The 17,286-nt window shown below is 65.2% G+C and carries 18 protein-coding genes; 17 read left to right on the top strand and 1 reads right to left on the bottom strand.

Annotated features, from left to right (window positions below; translation table 11 throughout):
• The first annotated feature begins 24 nt into the window (after positions 1-24).
• The 12 genes from sctC (at position 25) to FFS30_RS17925 (ending at position 10,857) form a co-directional block, all read left to right on the top strand.
• On the top strand, positions 25-1,977 hold the full coding sequence (sctC, locus tag FFS30_RS17870; RefSeq protein WP_137914558.1) for a type III secretion system outer membrane ring subunit SctC: 1,953 nt from the start codon (positions 25-27) through the stop codon (positions 1,975-1,977).
• Positions 1,978-2,052: 75 nt separating this feature from the next.
• A complete protein-coding gene (locus FFS30_RS17875) occupies positions 2,053-3,186 on the top strand; it encodes an FHA domain-containing protein (RefSeq protein ID WP_171014709.1) in 1,134 nt (377 codons plus the stop codon).
• Positions 3,187-3,374: 188 nt separating this feature from the next.
• Entirely contained in the window at positions 3,375-3,716 is a 342-nt protein-coding gene (locus FFS30_RS17880; protein WP_212742515.1) for a hypothetical protein, read from the top strand.
• A gap of 78 nt (positions 3,717-3,794) precedes the next feature.
• Positions 3,795-4,205 (top strand): hypothetical protein, encoded by a 411-nt coding sequence (locus FFS30_RS17885; protein WP_137914560.1) that lies wholly within the window; start codon positions 3,795-3,797, stop codon positions 4,203-4,205.
• Between the two features lie 20 nt (positions 4,206-4,225).
• Positions 4,226-4,996, top strand: coding sequence for a type III secretion inner membrane ring lipoprotein SctJ (gene sctJ / locus FFS30_RS17890; protein ID WP_137914561.1), 771 nt, complete (start codon positions 4,226-4,228; stop codon positions 4,994-4,996).
• Entirely contained in the window at positions 4,989-5,648 is a 660-nt protein-coding gene (locus FFS30_RS17895) for a hypothetical protein (RefSeq protein ID WP_137914562.1), read from the top strand. The genes sctJ and FFS30_RS17895 overlap by 8 nt, the downstream gene beginning before the upstream one ends.
• Positions 5,641-6,264, top strand: a complete 624-nt coding sequence (locus FFS30_RS17900; protein WP_137914563.1) for a FliH/SctL family protein — start codon at positions 5,641-5,643, stop codon at positions 6,262-6,264. The genes FFS30_RS17895 and FFS30_RS17900 overlap by 8 nt, the downstream gene beginning before the upstream one ends.
• Entirely contained in the window at positions 6,261-7,583 is a 1,323-nt protein-coding gene (locus FFS30_RS17905; RefSeq protein WP_137914564.1) for a FliI/YscN family ATPase, read from the top strand. Before FFS30_RS17900 ends, FFS30_RS17905 begins: the two co-directional genes overlap by 4 nt.
• Positions 7,580-8,080 carry a hypothetical protein gene (locus FFS30_RS17910; protein ID WP_137914565.1) on the top strand — a complete coding sequence of 167 codons (501 nt, stop codon included), beginning with the start codon at positions 7,580-7,582 and terminating at the stop codon, positions 8,078-8,080. The genes FFS30_RS17905 and FFS30_RS17910 overlap by 4 nt, the downstream gene beginning before the upstream one ends.
• Positions 8,073-8,699 (top strand): type III secretion HpaP family protein, encoded by a 627-nt coding sequence (locus FFS30_RS17915; RefSeq protein WP_137914566.1) that lies wholly within the window; start codon positions 8,073-8,075, stop codon positions 8,697-8,699. The genes FFS30_RS17910 and FFS30_RS17915 overlap by 8 nt, the downstream gene beginning before the upstream one ends.
• A gap of 37 nt (positions 8,700-8,736) precedes the next feature.
• Positions 8,737-9,159 (top strand): hypothetical protein, encoded by a 423-nt coding sequence (locus FFS30_RS17920; RefSeq protein WP_137914567.1) that lies wholly within the window; start codon positions 8,737-8,739, stop codon positions 9,157-9,159.
• A 141-nt stretch (positions 9,160-9,300) separates the two neighbouring features.
• Positions 9,301-10,857 (top strand): phage tail tip lysozyme, encoded by a 1,557-nt coding sequence (locus tag FFS30_RS17925; protein WP_137914568.1) that lies wholly within the window; start codon positions 9,301-9,303, stop codon positions 10,855-10,857.
• An 85-nt stretch (positions 10,858-10,942) separates the two neighbouring features.
• On the opposite strand, the gene FFS30_RS17930 is transcribed toward FFS30_RS17925, so the two are convergent.
• Entirely contained in the window at positions 10,943-11,377 is a 435-nt protein-coding gene (locus tag FFS30_RS17930) for a hypothetical protein (RefSeq protein ID WP_137914569.1), read from the bottom strand.
• Between the two features lie 237 nt (positions 11,378-11,614).
• Here FFS30_RS17930 and FFS30_RS17935 point away from each other — a divergent pair, with 237 nt between their 5' ends.
• The 5 genes from FFS30_RS17935 (at position 11,615) to FFS30_RS17955 (ending at position 17,013) form a co-directional block, all read left to right on the top strand.
• Complete coding sequence (locus FFS30_RS17935) at positions 11,615-13,024, top strand: hypothetical protein (RefSeq protein ID WP_137914570.1); 1,410 nt, start codon at positions 11,615-11,617, stop codon at positions 13,022-13,024.
• 32 nt (positions 13,025-13,056) lie between these two features.
• Entirely contained in the window at positions 13,057-13,494 is a 438-nt protein-coding gene (locus FFS30_RS17940; RefSeq protein ID WP_137914571.1) for a hypothetical protein, read from the top strand.
• Positions 13,495-13,776: 282 nt separating this feature from the next.
• Entirely contained in the window at positions 13,777-14,925 is a 1,149-nt protein-coding gene (locus FFS30_RS17945) for a DUF1521 domain-containing protein (RefSeq protein WP_137914572.1), read from the top strand.
• 376 nt (positions 14,926-15,301) lie between these two features.
• A complete protein-coding gene (locus tag FFS30_RS17950) occupies positions 15,302-15,877 on the top strand; it encodes a hypothetical protein (RefSeq protein ID WP_171014711.1) in 576 nt (191 codons plus the stop codon).
• Positions 15,865-17,013, top strand: coding sequence for a hypothetical protein (locus FFS30_RS17955; RefSeq protein WP_137914574.1), 1,149 nt, complete (start codon positions 15,865-15,867; stop codon positions 17,011-17,013). Before FFS30_RS17950 ends, FFS30_RS17955 begins: the two co-directional genes overlap by 13 nt.
• Positions 17,014-17,286 lie beyond the last annotated feature (273 nt).

The following is a 17,286-nucleotide window of genomic DNA, read 5'->3' on the forward strand; positions in this document are numbered from 1 at the left end:
AGCAAAGAGGAAAGGACGGTCCATATGGTTGAGTTTTTGGGGAAGAAGAAATTCTGCGTGCGCTGGTGGCTGCTGGCGTGGCTGTTGCTTTCGGCGGTGGGCTTTGCCGGCAGCGCAGCGGCGGCGACGATCCCGTTCCAGCGCGAGCAGGTCAGTTACGATTTGAAGGACGAACCGCTCAAGGATTTTCTCGAGCGCTTCTTCGCCGAACAGAACTTGCAAGCCGTCGTCAGTCCGCTCGTCGCCAATCAGGGCGGCACTTTGAACGGACCGCGCGCCGGTACGCCGGAGTTGGTGTTTCGCAGCATCGCCGCGTCGAACCAGCTCACCGCCTATTACGACGGCGGTGCGGTATACATTTACAAATTGTCCGAACGCATCACGCGCTACTTCGCCGTGCCGCCGATGAAGACGCAGGATTTCGTGCGCGCCTTCCAGGAAATGCGTCTCGGCGACAGCAACAACTCGTTCAGCGCGCGCGTAGACACCGGCTTGATCGTGGTGTCGGGCACGCCGCGCTTTATCGACCAGGCGCAGGAGCTCACCGCCACGCTGCGCCAGGAGAACACCGCCGCGCCGGCCTCGTTCCGCCTGTTCACTCTGCAGTACGCGATGGCCGCCGACACCAATATGACGGTCGGCAATCACGTCATCAACGTGCCCGGCGTGGCGACCATACTGCGCCAGCTCATGTACCCGAACCAGGGCTCGGCGAATTTCGCCGCACCTCACGATCAGGTGCTGCGCGCCACGGCGACGCGCCTCAAGGGCACCGGCCTCGCCGGCGTCGGCAACGACGGCGGAAGGGCGGGGACCGATCGCAACGGGCTGCCGCCGCCGCTCGCGCCGCCGTCTGCGCAGCAGGGTTACGCCGAAGCGGGCAACTACCCGAACGGCGTGCCGATCGCCACCGCGGTCGAGTCGAGCCAGCCCGGCAAGGGACGCGACGCGCGCATCGTCGCCGATCCGTATCGCAATGCCGTAATCGTGCGCGACGCACCCGACACGATGCCGCTGTACGCCTCGCTGATCAAGGAGCTCGACGTCGAGCCGCGCATCGTCGAGATCGAAGCGACGATCATCGACGTCGACAAGCAGAAGCTGCTCGATCTCGGCGTCGACTGGCGCTGGCAGAACGGCCGCACCGCGATTCAGTTCGGCACCGACATGGGCACGACGGCGTTCCAGAACCAGCTCACCCAGGCGCTCGGGCTCAACAGCATCACCAATCTTCCGGAGAAGCTGCCCGGCTTGCAGATCGGCGCGATCGTCGGCGACTCGGGCAAGTTCATCGCGCGCATCAACGCGCTCGGACAGCGCGGCATCACCAACGTCGTTTCGCATCCGCAGGTGATGACGCTCAACGACGTCGAGGCGGTGATCGAGAATACGCAGACCCTGTACGTGCCGGTCAACGGCGCTTACGAAGTCGATCTGTTCAACGTCATCGCCGGCACCGTGCTGCGCGTGACGCCGCACATCATCACCGAGTTCAACCACGACCGTATCCGTCTGGTGATGAACATCGAAGATGGCGACGTGAGCTTTCAGTCCGTGTCGAACGGCGGATTCATTCCGCAGGTCTCCAACTATCCGACGATCACGCGCACCGCGGTGAACACGCAGACCATCATCAACGCCGGCGACAGCTTGCTGCTCGGCGGACTGGTCAAGGATTCGAGCGACGTGCAGATCAGCAAGATTCCGCTGCTCGGCGACATTCCCGTGCTCGGCAATGCGTTCAAGCACACGGTGAAGGAACGCAGCCGCAAAGAACGCCTGTTCCTGATCAGCCCACGCCTGGTCGCGCTCAATCGCATCAGCGGGCAGACGCCCGGCGCGACCCAGCCGGGCGTGAGCGTCGAAGGGCTCGACGCCGAAGATGAAAGAGAGCAGCACCATCGCGCCGATCCACCGCCGGCAAATCCGCCGCCGGTTCCGGCGGCGACGCCGGTTCCTCCGCCAGGGAAGGCCTGAGGAAATTCGCCACAAGGACAAACGCGTTTCCACTGTTGCCGAATGATCCGCCGTGAGCGGAACAGGATGGAAAATATGCAAATACAACGACCCAAACAGCGCAAGACAGACGACACCGAACCGGCTCTCGCCCTGCGCCTCATTCGCGGCGTGCATGCGGGCGCGGAACGCCGTTGCGGTCCGGGCGACGTGGTCGTCATCGGCGGCGGCGACGACTGCGATCTGATCCTCGCCGACGCGGCCGTGCAGACGCATCACTGCATCGTCAGCGTGATCGGCTCGGATATCGGGCTGCGCGCAGTCGAAGCGACGGTGCGTGCCGGCGGCCGCGAGATTTCGCCGGGCGAACCGGTGCGCATCGCGCCGTTCGAGGTGGTCGAAATCGGTTCGGCCGCGTTCGCGTTGGGCCTGGCATCCAACGAAGAAGAATGGGCGCGCATCCGCGAAGCGGTATCGACCGCAGCGGAAGGCGCCGGTGCGGACAACCCGGCTCTGCCTACGGCGCGGCATCGGCGGCGTCTCGCGATCGGTGCCGCGATCGCAGTCGCCGGTGTGGTCACTTGCGCGATCTCCGCGCAGTGGCTGCGGCCCGCGGCACCGACTCTGGCCGCACGCCAGGAAATGGCCGAGCGCATCGTGCGCGCGTCCGAACTGCCCGAAGTGCGCGTCGGCGGCGACCGCGGACGCGTGCGCGTCAGCGGCATCGTGGCCGAGCCGGCGCAGGCGGAAAAGCTGCGCGAGGTGCTTGGTGCGAGTCCGGCCGCGGCCGACATCGATCTGCGCAGCGGCAGCAACATCGCCCAGGACGTCGTCGACGTGCTGCGTCTTTCGGGACTGCCGGCGGAAGGGCGTTATCTCACCGAAGGGCAGGTCGAAGTGCGCGGGCATTTCGGCGATCAGGCCAAGCTGCAGAAGGTGATCGAATCGCGCGCGATGCACGAGATCGCCGGACTGAAGAAAGTGGTCACGCTCAACACCGATGCGCCGCCCGCGCCGCCGAGCAAGCCGGTCGACGACACCAAGCTGATTTCCGAAGTGGTCGGCGGCAAAGACCCGTACATCGTGACCAAGGACGGCTCGCGCTACTACATCGGCGCGACGTTGCCCGGCGGGGCGAAGCTGCAGGCGATCGACGGCCAGGACGTGATCGTCGATACCGGCAACGCGGTGAAACATCTGGCCAGGCTGGACAACATCAAGAACGGCTAGTTCGAGACGGGCACTGCGCACGATGCGCAGTGCCCGCGGGCCAGGGACGGCCCGGTACGAATCGGATGCGCAGGCAGCCGGTTCGTCGCAACGGGTTCGAAGCGGTTTCGAATTCGCTGCAGGCCGCAAACCTTTCGGATGGGGTTGCGCGGATCCTTTCATTACGTTTTCAACGGCAGGAGAACGACATGGCAATCAACAACACCACTTCCACCTCCACCTCGCATATGAGCGGCACCGGCAGCACGCAACAGCCGAGCAGCTCGCTCGCACCGGGACGCAGGCCCGTCGACTCGGAAGAGGCGAAGAGCTGGTTCGAGGCGATGGCGCGGGCCTGGGGCAACGCGCTCGATCAGCAGGCGTCGCGCGTGACCGAGCTGTCGCAGGAGCTTTCCAACGGCGGCGACCAGCCGTCGACGATGACTGTGCTGACCGCGGAGAGCTTGAAGATGCAGTTCCTCGCCAACAACGCGTCGACGGCGAACAACTCGGTCGGCCAGGCGCTGGAAACGCTCGGCAAGAAGGAATAAGCGCAAATCCGCTTCGCTCGTCGCCGCGCGTACTCGCGCGGCGGGCGCAGGTCGCGAACGTTTTTACAGGAGACAGTCATGATCGGTGAAGTCACTACAGTGGATTTGACGGCGCTGCTCGGCGCCGCCGGCAGCACCGCGTCGCCGGCGCAGAGCCGCACGGTGTTCGACATCGCGCAGTTCCAGAATGCCTACGCGCGTGCAGGGCAGACGGTGGAAATGCAGGACCCGGCCAAGGTCGCCGCGCCGTCGCAGGCGCAGGAGTCGGAAGGATTCCGCGCCGTGCTCAACACGCTCAACGCGCTCAACGGCCGCGCCGCCGGATTGGGCGACAACGCCGGCATCAGCGCGACCAAGGACATGAGCCCCGGCGACATGCTCATGATGACCGTGCGCTGCCACGAGTTCATGTTCCACTGCGAACTCACCGCCAACGTCGCCAACCGCTCGTCGGACGGCGTGCAGCAGTTGTTCCGCCAGCAGTCGTAACCCGCCTAGAGAGGCTTGCCATGCGTATGCGCTGGTTGTTGATCGCGTGTGTCTTTCTCGTCGCCGGCTGCAGCCGCGCGGTGCTGTTCGCCGAACTCGACGAGCGCCAGGCCAATCAGGTCGAAGGCGCGCTGCTCGCGGCGAACATCGATGCGGACAAGGAACTTTCCGACAACAAGAAAGGCTGGAAGGTGCTGGTCGAGCGCGACGATTTCCCGCAGGCCGTCGAGCTGCTGCGCGCGCAGGGACTGCCGCGGCCGAGCTTCGACTCGCTCGGCACGGTGTTCAAGAAGGAGGGTTTCGTCTCCTCGCCGCTGGAAGAGCGCGCACGCTATCTGTACGCGCTATCGCAGGAACTGGAGCACACGATCGCGACGCTCGACGGCGTCATCGCCGCGCGCGTGCATATCGCGCTGCCGCAGCACGATGCGCTCGATCCGAATCCGAAGTCCGCTTCGGCTTCGGTCGTGATCACCGCGCGGCCGGGTTCGCCGGTGCTCGACTACGAAACCAAGATCAAGGCGATCGTCAAAGACAGCGTCGAGGGACTCGACGACGCCAACAAGATCACCGTCACTTTCTTCACCACTGGCGTCGACGCGCCTTCGAGCGTGCCGCGCACGGACGCTTCGCACTCCGCGGCACTGGTCATGGTGCCGAAGATGCTGCGGCGCTATGAGCCGTTCCTCATCGGCCTCGTGCTCGCCGGCCTGTTCATGGCCTGCGCATGGTGGTCGCGCGAGCGCTGGCTGCCGCTGCTCGCGCAGGCGAGGACGCCGCGCCGTGACTGAAGCGTCAGCCGCCGTCGCCTTCGACTGCGCACGCCTGCGTTCGCTCGCGCTGCAGGAAGCGCACGCCGAATGGCTGCCGGAATTGTCCGCGGCGCTGATCGCGCAGATGCGCGCTTCGCCGCTCGGCTTGCGCATGCTCGCGCGTGCGCTCGCGGAAGGCCCGGCCGTAGAACTGTTTGCCGTTCCGCTCTGGCACATGCCGGCGCACGCGGAGTGGTTGTTCTGGCCGCGGCCGGCCTTGGACGAAGCCGCCCTGGATCTCGCCGCGCTCGCGCTGTCCGGATCGATCCGCGGCACGGTCAGGCGCGATGCGGTGCTGCGCCTCAAGCGCGTTCTCGGCGAAGTGCGCTATGCGCTCGCGCTGAGCGAGCCGCCGGGCGATACCTATCCCGCCGGTTTCGCCGATGCGCTGGTCGCCGACAAACCGCTGGAAAGATATTTTTTCGCGCACGGCTACGCCGAATTGATCGGTCATGCCGGAGCGTTGCATGCGGCCTGTGCCGAGCGCATCCGAGTTTCGCTGCCGCCGAAGAAGGTTCCGTCGCTGCCGCATCGGTTGGACTTCGCGCGCGCAGCGGCGCACCTGGATGGCTTGCTCGCCGCCGCCGACCAGGCGCCGGCCGAAACCGAGGAGCGCGTAGCCAATGGCTGATATCGCTGTGACCGACGCGCGCGACCTCAAGCTCGCGATCCGCGGGCCGGTAATCAAGCGCGCCGCATGGGAATCGCTCGAACGCGCCGATGCCGCGCTTGCGCTGCTCGACGCCACGCGCGTCAAGATCGAGCGCGAAACGGCGGCGGCGCGCGAGGCCGCCCTGGCCGATGGGCACGCCGCGGGACGCCGCGCCGGCCTCGCAGAACTTAGCGACGAACTCGATCGCGTGAACCAGGCCAATCGCACTCTGCTCGCGAACGAGAGCGAACGCATCGTCGAACTGGCGCTGGCCGTCGTCGCGCGCATCGCGCCGCGGCTCGACGTCGCCCAACTGCTGCCGCCGCTGATCGATGCAGCGCTCGCCGAAGTGCATGCCGAGCAGGCCGTGCAGATCCGCGTCGCGCCTGATGCGGTCGCCGCCGTCGAAGCCGATCTGGAACGCCTGCGCGCGGAGCATCCGCAGATCGCCGTATTCCAGGTCGTCGCCGACGAGACACTCGCGCCGGCCGGCTGCGTGCTGCAATCCGAATCGGGCTGGGTCGAAGCGGGACTGCACGAACAACTCGCCGCGATCGCCGAGGCGTTGCGGCAGGCCGCGCGGGAACACGCATGAACGCGCGCATCGAAACGGGCGCGGCACATGCGCATCTGCGCGACGCAATCCGTCAGAGCACCACGGTGCGTCGGATCGGGCGCGTCGCCGAAGCCTACGGCACGCTGATCCGCGTCACCGGCATCCAGGCGAGCATCGGCGAGGTCTGCGAGTTGATCTCGCCGCATTCGCGCCTGCTTGCCGAGGTCGTCGGCGTGACCCGGCAGCACACGCTGCTGACACCGCTCGGATCGCTCGAAGGCCTGTCGCCGAACACCGAAGTCACCGTCGTCGGCCGCCGCGCGACCACGCCCGCGGGCGACGCGCAGCTCGGCCGCATCCTCGATGCGCTCGGCCGGCCGATGGACGACAAGGGCGATCTGGTTTGTACGGACGAAGTGCCGATCTATCGCGACTCGCCGAATCCGTTGACGCGGCGGCTGATCGAGCGCCCGCTCGGTTCCGGCGTGCGCGCGATCGACGCCGCGCTGACCCTCGGCGAAGGCCAGCGTGTCGGCATCTTCGCGCTGGCCGGCGGCGGCAAGAGCACCTTGCTCGGCATGCTCGCGCGCGGCGGCGACGCCGAAGTGAACGTGATCGTGCTCGTTGGCGAACGCGGCCGCGAGGTCAACGAATTCATCCACGACAATCTCGGTGCCGAAGGACTCGCGCGCAGTGTGCTTATCGTCGCCACCTCGGACCGGCCCGCGCTGGAGCGCAGCCGCGCCGCGTACACCGGCACCGCGATCGCCGAATATTTCCGCGACCGCGGCAAGCGCGTGCTGCTGCTGATGGACTCGGTCACGCGATTCGCGCGTGCGCTGCGCGACGTCGGCCTCGCCATCGGCGAACCGCCCGCGCGGCTCGGCTATCCGCCGTCGATATTTTCCGCGCTGCCGAAGCTGTTCGAGCGCTCCGGCAACAACGAACACGGATCGATCACCGCGCTCTACACCGTGCTGATGGAAGACGACGACGGTTCCGATCCGATCGCCGAAGAGGTGCGCTCGATTCTCGACGGGCACATCGTGCTGTCGAAGAAGCTCGCCGCGGCCTATCACTATCCGGCGATCGATATTCTCAGCAGCGCCAGCCGCGTGATGCCGCGCGTCGCCACGCCCGAACACCAGCGCGCCGCAGGCATGCTGCGCAAATATCTGGCGAAGTACCAGGAAATCGAATTGCTCGTGCAGCTCGGCGAGTACAAGCGCGGCAGCGACGCCGACGCGGATTTCGCCCTTGACCGCATCGGCGTGATCAATGCGCTGCTGCGCCAGGACGCACACCGGCTGACATCGTTCGGCGACGCGCTCGCCGGACTCGACAAGGTGCTCGCATGAGCCGCCGCTATCCGCTCGAACCTTTGATCGCCACGCGCACGCTGCGCTGCGAACGCGCGTTGCGCGAAACTCAGGCGCGGCAGGCGGTACTCGCCGAACGCTGTGCGGAACGCGACGCCGCGCTGCGCAAGCGCATCGAGCTGGGCGATCAGCGTGCGACGCAACAGCAGTATCTCGCCAACGTCACCCACGCCGGCGAGTGCAGCCCGAGCGGATACGCGCGCATCGAACAGCGCACTCTCCTGCTCGACGTGCAGATCGAGCAGCAGGCCGCGCGCGTCGCGCAGGCCGAACAGCGCGTGGCCGAGGCCGAGGCCGAGGTGGCGAAGGCGTTGAAAGTGTTCCGCGCCGCGCAGGCCAAGCTCGATGCGCTGGAGCAGCAGAAGCAGCGCTGGCGCAGCGAACTCGAACGCGCGCAACGGCGTGCGGAAAACGGGCGCGCGCAGGAATTGACCCAGTATCGGCGAACCACCGCGGGAGGAATGCACCATGCGTAGCGAATCATCCAGCGAAGCCCAGCGCGCGCGCGACGGCGATGCGACGCGCACCGCGCCGCGGCGCGTGCCGTCGGCCGACGATATGCAGCAGTTCCGATCCTTGCTGGAAACGAAGCAGACGCCGCCGCGCGGCGATACGCCCGATCCTCTCGGGCAGAACGTGCGCAGCGTGCTCGACGACGATGCCGACGAACCCGCGCCGCGGCGCAAGGGCGGGCTCGCCGACACCGACGGCAACGCGCCGGCCGACGTGTCCGCGATGTTGCTCGCGCAGCGCATGGTCGCGCAGAGCGCGCCGCAAAGTGTCGCGTCCGCACCGCCGCCCGCGCCGCCGCAGCAACTGGCCGAGCTGATCGAAAAGCAAGTCGCGCGCCTGCTCGTGTCCGACGGCGCGCGCAGCGGCGCTCGCGATGCGAGCGTGCGCCTGCAGTTGTCCGACACGGTGCTGCCGGGCACCGAGCTGAGCCTGACGCGGAGCGAGAACGGCTGGCGCCTGCGCGCCGATATTCGCGCACGCGATTCCTACGAACGCATCTGCGACTGCGGCAGCGAACTGACGCGGCGCTTCGCCGAACGCGGACTCGGCGAGATCGAGTTCGAGCCCGTGCTGCACGTCTGAGATCGAAGGAATGAATATGCTGCAGCGGACTATCGCGATGGCTCTTTTCTGTCTCGGCGTCGGTGCGTGCACGGCGAACGCCGCGCCGCAGGAATCGGCGCCGAAGTCATCAAGCGCATCGGCGCCAAACAAAGAAGCCGCGCCGCGCACCGCGGCAGCAGCGAACGCCGGCACGCCGGCTTCGACGCTGTACTGCCAATCGGGCGCCGAGCCCGCACAGACCTGCCGCATGGAGATCAAGACCGAGCCGGGCACTGCGGATATGACCCTCGAATTCACCTTTGCCTCGGGCTCGGTGCGCTTCAAGGGGCAGCATCAGTCGGCGTGGTGGTCGGGGCAATTGAACGGCAAACCCGCGATGGGCTACGAACTCAACCGCGGCCACACGCTCTACAGCACCACCGATCTTTCGACGACGTTCGCCTGGTGGTACGGCGACATGCAGCACGGCAGCTATTGATCGGCGCGTCGCTTCGGCACGCACGCTTTCTCTCTTCGCAAGGTCCTAGGGTTGTCCCTAGCTAGGGTGCGACCCAGCTAGGCAGGGACATGCGATCTTGGTGCAATCCACGCATCGTTTTCGTTCGCGTCGGAGAATGCCATGTCGCAAGTCCAGACCGTTACCCAGCAGGCCGCCGCGCCGTCCGCGCAGAACGACGGTTACGTCGTGCAGCACGGCGATACGCTGGCGAAGATCGCCGCACAGCACGGCGTCTCGCTCAGCGAATTGGAAGGCGCGAATCCGCAGATTCGCAATCCGAACCTGATCTATCCGGGCGAGCAGGTCACGATTCCGGGTGGACAGTCGAGTTCGGGCGCGAACGGCACGAGTGGTCCGAGCGGATCGCAGGCCGCAGCGCCGAGCGGTGCGACGCCGTCCACGTTGCAAGGACGCGAAGACCAGGCGATGGGCTACTTCATGAGCCAGGGCTGGTCGCGCGAGCAGGCCGCCGGCATCGTCGCGAATCTCGAAGTCGAATCCGCGCATACGCTCGATCCGCATATTCAGCAGTACGGCGGCGGCCCCGGCTACGGCATTGCGCAATGGGAAGGGCCGCGCCAGGCGCAGTTCCAGCAGGTCATGGGCAAGGACATCCACAATGCGAGCTACGGCGATGAACTGCAGTTCGTGCAGTGGGAATTGACCCACAGCGAGTCTTCCGCGGGCAACGCCCTGCGCACGCAGACCAGCGCCTACGGTGCCGGCATGAGCGTGCTCAACAACTACGAGCGCCCGGCCGATCGCAATCAGCCGGCGCGCGGCGAACTCGCCCAGCAGATTTTCGATCGTTCGCATCCGACCACCGGCGGCGGCGCGCCCGCTCCGGCACCCGCGCCGAGTCCGGCGCCTGCGCCTGCGCCGTCGGGCGGCAGCTACACCGTGCACAGCGGCGATACCTTGTCGTCGATCGCGAACCGTTTCCACGTCGGTCTCGGCGCGCTGATCGCGGCCAATCCGCAGATTTCCAATCCGAACCTGATCCACGCGGGCCAGACGATTCATCTGCCGGGTCATGCCGCCGCTTCGGGCGGCAGCGACTACGCGGTGCAGCGCGGCGACACCATGTCGGGCATCGCCAACAAGTTCGGCGTCTCGCTCGGCTCGCTGCTCGGCGCCAATCCGCAAATCTCCAATCCGAACCTGATCTATCCGGGGCAGACGGTGCATGTTCCGGGCGGCCACGGCGCGGCCTCGACGGCTCCCGTCGACGGCAGCGCATCGACCGGCGCGGTCAAGGGCACCAACGCGGCATCGATCGCGCAGAAATATCTGGGACGCTACGAATCGGATCTGCAGCGCTCGGGCGTGACCCAGGCCGGCGTCGACACGAGCGAATCGTGCGCGAACTTCGTCACCTCGATGCTCAAGGACTCGGGCCAGATCAACTGGCACACGAATCTGGTCAGCGATCTGAACACGCGTCTGCGCGGTCAAGGCTGGCATCAGGTCAGTCTCGCCGATGCGAAGCCCGGCGATGTGTGGATCTGCAACGGCGCCCACGGCGAATCGCATACAGAGATCGTTTCGAGCAACGACGGTCACGGCCACGTCACCCTGATCGGATCGAACAATCATCCAGATCCGGGCAATCAGCAGATCAACTACGACAGCTACTCGGCGAACATCTCCGGATCGTTCATCCTGGCGCCGCCGTAAACGTCTCCTCGCGGCCACGGAATGGCGGGAGGTTGCAGGGAACGAGGGCGGACTCGAAGAGTCCGCCCTCTGCTTTTTCAGCGGGTTACTTGCCGTTGTCGAACAGCGCCTGCGGCGCGCCGTATTGCTGCGGCCAATCCTGCCAGGCGACGTCGGTCGGGCCGATCACATAGGCTTCGACGCGCCAGGTGTCGCCCTGCCGCTTCAGCAGCGCGGCGTACTTGTCGGACTTGTGGCCGTGTTCGGCAGCCTCGCGGTAGCGTGTGCCGTCGTAGCTCGGCGCTTTGCCGCCGGGCCCCTGCATCGCGGCGTGCACGAAAGCCCACTCGCCGAGCACGCGCAACTGCTTGACCTTGAGCGTGAGCGGCTGGTGCATTTCGCTTTCGGCCGGCGCGGCGGCGCTGGCAAGAATCGCGGCGCGGGCCGGATCGTCGGCGGCGAGATCGCGCGCCGGAATTTGTGCAACGGAAATCGTCATGGCGAGAGCGAGCGGAAGTGCGGAAAGAAAATGTCGTTTCACGGTGATATCCCGTGCTCGATGATGCGGACCGAACGAGTCTAACCCCGGCACCTTGTGCGGCGGGTTAAACGCGCGTGAACCCGCTGCCATTGGAGCCGATGCGCCGCGGCACGCCATCTGGGGACGACCCTAGGTTTTTCCGCCGCGCGCTGCGACGACCTATGGTCGGCCCTAGTTACTTCGGTGCGCGACCGAAACGTACATTAGGGTCGTTATCGATATCTCTCGGAGAACGCCATGACCGACACGGTGGATCAGGCCACGGCCAAGATTCAGCACGATGTGCACGATTCCGGATTCCTCGGCACGGACAACAACAGCCACGTCAAAGACGCCGACAAGGAGCTGGCGGGTCTGCCGGCGAGCGACGCGAACAAAGTCGTCGGCAAACTCAGCGACGGCGACTTGAAGGCCTGGGCCGACGACGTCAACAGCGGCGGCATTTTCGGCGCGCAGGGTCTGTCCGCGGGCGAGAAGAAGGATCTGTTCAACACTTTTGCGCAGAAACTCGACGGCGATCAGTTGGCGCGCGTGTCCGCGGCGTTCGGCGGGAGTCGCGACGACGTGATCGATCTCGGCCGTTCGGTGGCGCAGTACGGCACCGCCGATGCGAAGGTCGAATACGTCAAGCAGCTCGCGGGCAAGACGATCGACCAGCCGAACGAGTTCCAGAACGGATTCTTTTCGCAGACGTCGATCGGCGGCGACCGCGAGGCCATCGCGATCGGCGAAGTGCTGAGCAGCCTCAAGGGCAACCCGCAGGCGGTCGACAAGGCATTCAGCGCATTGAACGGGCAGCAGCTCAATGCAGTCGTGCGCGGTGCCGAAGGCCAGCGCACTACGACGTATACGGGTGCTTCGGGCCCGAGCAACACGACTGACGCGCGCCTGACCAACCAGATTCTTTCCGCCGCGGGGACCGGCAACGATCCCGCGGTCAAGGCACGCGTGTTCGAGTCCGGCGCGAAAGCGATCGGCGACATCAAGGACAGCGATCAGCTGCTCACGCCGAACGTCGGCGCCAAGGACGACGTGAAACGCGTGACCGACGGCCTCACCCAGATTCTCAACAGCGATACGACCGGCGTGACCCATGCGCTCAAGGTCGATCAGCTCAGCGGCAAGGCGCTGACGAGCTATCTCAAGGAAGTCGTGTCGGCCAATCCGAGCGCGGGCAATCAAACCGTCGGCACGATGCTCGCGCGTCTGCAGCAGGGCAACGATCTGAGCCAGAATCCGTTCGACTACGTCAACCAGACCGTCGATGACGGTCATGGTGGCAAGGCCTTCGTCAACGCGGAAACAGTGGGCTATTTCTCCGGCGGCATTCAGGCGGCGATCAACAGCATCAGCAGCGACGAGAAGACGCAGGGCGATATTCTCGGCAACGTGCTCAACACGGCCGTCAGCGTCGGCACCGGCTGGAAAGTGCCGACGCCGGTCAAGCTCGGCGCGCAGGTCGTCAACGGCGGCATCAAGGAAGCGGTGCGCGAAGTGGTCGCCGACGTGACGAGCAAGAACAAGACGCTCGCCGACGCGCTGTTCCAGATATCGCTGCCGCACGACGCCAACGGCAAGACCGCCGAACTCGCCTCCGATGCCTCCTTCCTCGCCGTGCGCTCCACGGTCGTCGAGCAGAACCGCTAAACTGTCGCGGTGTTCGGACGACGGCATGCGGCGTGGTCGAATTGGCATTCCCAGCGTGGAGAAGAGGCTGGCTGTTCGCGACGATCCTGTTCGGGATCGTCGCCTGTTCGGCTGCGGCCATGCCTGAGCTTGCGCCACCCGCAGGCACGCAGCGATATGTCGAGGAGCGCAGTTTCAATCCTCTGATCGACGCCGCCGAAACGGAACTGCTCGGCGACTTGCGCCGCGACTACGGCACGCTCGAAACGCAGCGCTGGACAGTCCCGCGCTCGCTCGATTTCTCCGCGCTCGTCGCGCACTATCGCGCGCAGCTCGGCAACGGCTGGAAAGAGGACTCGCGTCTTGCCGGTCCGAGCAACACCAATCCGCGAGTGCTGTTCACGCGCGACCGCAAAGTCGTCGCGCTGGTCTACGTCGCGCCGTCGGGCGCCGACATTGCCGTGCTGATCGTCGCGCAGTCGGCGAAGTAGCCGCATCGCGCGGACCGGAATCGGCGCACCGCCAGAATTGCGATCGGTTCGCGGCGTTGCTTCGGCTTCGTCCGGCACAGTGTGCTCTTCTTCTATTCAACCAAGAGTGTTGAGCGAGCGTGGCATTCGCCGTTCGCTATCTGCGGGCGAACGAGTCTGCTCGAACTCGACCACCTGGGGTCATTCCTAGCTAGGAAACGTCCCAATAGGCAGGCGCCTGCGACATGCGCAGAATCCGGCAAACGCCTGCGAATCGGGCCGTTGCCAACCAAGGAGAATGTCATGTCGACCGTGTCATCGATGCTCGGAAATGTCACGCTTCAATCTCATGCCGATTCTGCTCTGGCGCAGACGGATTTCGGTTCGGGCGGCGCGGGTGTTCGCGCCGAATCGTTCTCGGCCGCTCACTCGCAACTGGCGTCCGGTGAAAAAGCCGTGCTCGCCACGTTCGCCGGCGTGTTTGCGGCCAACGGCCTCGCCAGCATGGTTGAGGGCTACGCGACCGCGGGCCTGCTTTCCGCATTTGCGAACCCGGCCGGCTCCAATCATTTCTCCAGCCCCGCATTCAACGCCGCCACGTCGCTGGCCACGGTGTTCGGTGGCCTGCTCGGCGGCATGGCGCAGCGCGCAGCGGACGTGATCGGCGGTGCGATCACCCAAGACGCGGCGACCGGCTTGCTCGAATCCTGCCGCGACGACCGCCAGGGCATTCGCGGTTTTGTCGATCAACTGTTCGGCGGCCAGAACGAATCGCATATCGATCAAGTCGAGAATGCGCTGCAGCGCACCGACCTCTCGCAGCTTTCGAGCGGCCAGCGCGCGACCTTCCTGATGATGGCCGGTCACGCCGCGGCCGACGGTTACGTGAGCCGCGCCGAAGCGAATGCGATGGTCGATTTCCTCGATCGCGCTTCGGGTGCGACGGGCAAGCAGTGGACGGTGAATCAATCGGGCAATCAGGCGCACATCGATCTCGGCCGCTACACGCTCGATCTGAACAAGTCCGACTCGTCGTTTGTGCTGACCAACAAGGCCACGGGGCAGGCGACGCGCATCTGGGGCGATCCGCACTTCGACGTCAACGGCCAGCAGATCGGCACGTTCAAGGGACCGATGACGCTCAACCTCGACGACGGCACCAAGATCACGGTGTATCCGAAAGCAAGTGCCGACCACAACGGCACGGCTTACACCGATCAACTGGTGATCACGCGCGGCGATCGCGCGCTCGACGTCACCGGGCTCGACCAGCAGACCAACGATCATCTCAATATCTTGCAGTCGCCGGTCGGCGGCCGTCTGGTCGATCTGCTCGCGCCCGACGGTGCCGAGCTGTACGAAAATTCCGCAGGCCAGGGGGCATCCACCTGGTTCGAGCTTCAGGGCCTGAGTCTGCAGTCCATCAGCAGCGACGCGCTCGCATCGATTTAACTCGCCGAACCGAACCTCGGCATTCCGTTCGCGAGGGTCGTGCACGGAATGTCGAGGTGCTGCTTCCGCCGGGTGGCGCAGCATCTGCAGCGGACCTTTCAACATATCGGCATTTGCGTTCCCGCACGCCGCCTATTCCACCCCAAGATCGAAGCTCGATAAGCCGCGCGTAGAAGAGCGCAGGTGCAGCGGGTCTTTGCTGCACGACCGAAAGATTGATTTTTGCGGCGCGCCGCCAACCACTCTCGCCGGCACGGACGTGCTGGGAATCCTGCCTGCACGATGTTGCCGAATGCGTTTCCCCTAGGCGGAAGCGCATGTCAGTAGACGATACGTGATGACGTAGCTCAAGACAGACGGCATTGCCGTCTTCGTCGTGCCGATGCACGAACGAAATCATCCGCAACGTCGAGAGAGTCGTCATGTCGGCCTTCGTAAACTTCGCCACGGCTATCGCCGCGACTGCCATCGCCGGTTTCGGCAGACGCTGCCTGTGCGGAACGCATCGAGGCGAGCGCGACGGCGCTGCGGGGCGCCCATGACAGCCGCGCCTTACCCGATCTTCGATGCCGCGAGCGCGCGAGCCGCGGCGAATCTGCCGCGTGGAGCGAGAGTCGCGCTGGTGATACCGGGCGCGGATCCGCACCTTGTCGCGCTCGAACAAGCGCGAATCAACGCCTTGTTGAATGAATGCGGCTGTCGTCTTTCGGCGACGGTTCTTATGGCATGCGTTGCCGCGGTCGTCGTATTCGACGTTGTCGGCTGGACGGTTTTGCGCGAGTCGCCGGTCGGCATCGTGACCGGCGAGTTGCTCGCGGTGTTCGTTGCCGCGGGCATCGGCCGATGGGTTGGCATCGCGAACGCAAGAAGAAAGCTGCGCATCGTGCTGTCCGCGATCGGCGATCGAATCGACGGAGACCATTTACGAAGGAGAGCGTCATGGGCTGTGTGAGCGGTTACACCAAGACATCCAAAACCTGCAGCGAGACGGCCGATCACGGCTACAGCCAATGCAGTCAGACCGCCGACGAGGGCTACAACAATTGCTCGTCGAGTTACTACAACGAATGCCATTGGTACAGCCCGTGGAATTGCATCGCCGGCTGGTTCTGCAGCGCGTGGACGTGGATATCGAACATCGTCTGCGTGGCGTGGACGTGGATATCTAATGTCGTCTGTGTCGCCTGGAACGTCATCACGACGTTCGTCTGCCTGGTCTGGGACGTGGTCACCGCGATCATCAATGCGGTCATCGTCACGATCGAAAGCCTGCTCGCGCCGATACTCAACGCCATTGCACTGATCGTTCAATTCATTTTTGCGATTCCGATTCTCGGCCGCTTCCTCAGTTGGGTGTGGAATATCGTCACGACGATTGTTTACGGAATCGCCAGCGTGGTCGATGCAATCGGATGGCTGATCGGGATCCGGCCGGAGAAGCGCTTGCTGCTGCTCGTGCTGAATCAACTCGACGAACAACGCAAGCCTGTCGCCACCGAGGCCGACTTGATGGCATCGATCGCACGCATGATCCAGGTCTATCGCGACGAGGCCAATGTCCGCGTGCTGCCGGTCAAGTTGTTCAACTATCGGACGCCGGCGTCGGACGATCAATCGGCATCGGACGACTATGTCGTTACGGTGTCGCAGACTGGCGTGCCGCAGCGCCTCGACGTCAGCTGCGGTGGATCGAACGCCGCGTCGGATCTCGGTTTCGAAGGCGCGGATTTTCAAAATATCCTGATCCTGTCCGGTTTCTGGACCAACTGGCGCCGCCTGATCGGTTACGGCGCGCCGGTCTGTGCGTTTTCGGTACGGAGTTTTTCCGGATCCAGCGACGGCTGTTCCAACGGCCCGCTGGACGACTATGTGCTGGTGAACTTCTCGGGTGCGGCGCCGGATGCGAGGCTGCCCGACAATGCGACTCTCGGAAAGTCGACCATCCTGCCTCACGAAAGCGGCCACGCGTGCAATTTGTGGCACGTCGATCCGTCCAATCTGATGCAGCCCGACGATCCGCGCACGACCAATCTGTCCACATGGCAGGTCATGCTCGTGCGCGCTTCGCGCCATGTCACTTATTTCTGAGGTGCCGCAACGGCGGTAACGCCTCTCGCCGCAATCGATGCGTCGCCCGCATCTTCCGCGACGGCGATGGCAGAGGCGCGGATGCCGCCGTTGTCGAAGCAGTCCGTGCTTCGAATACGCGTCTCGCGGCCTTGCCGGAACTGGAATTCGCGAGTCGCCGAATCATCGTGCGGCTTGACTGCACGCGCGCTTCGGGCGCGGGATATGGCGAACTCTTCTTTTCTCGCAGGCGTGTGAGGAACGGCCGCACACTACAGCCTGCTTGCAGTGTGA

It is taken from the genome of Rudaea sp. 3F27F6 (assembly GCF_005503555.1).
Taxonomy (GTDB): domain Bacteria; phylum Pseudomonadota; class Gammaproteobacteria; order Xanthomonadales; family Rhodanobacteraceae; genus Rudaea.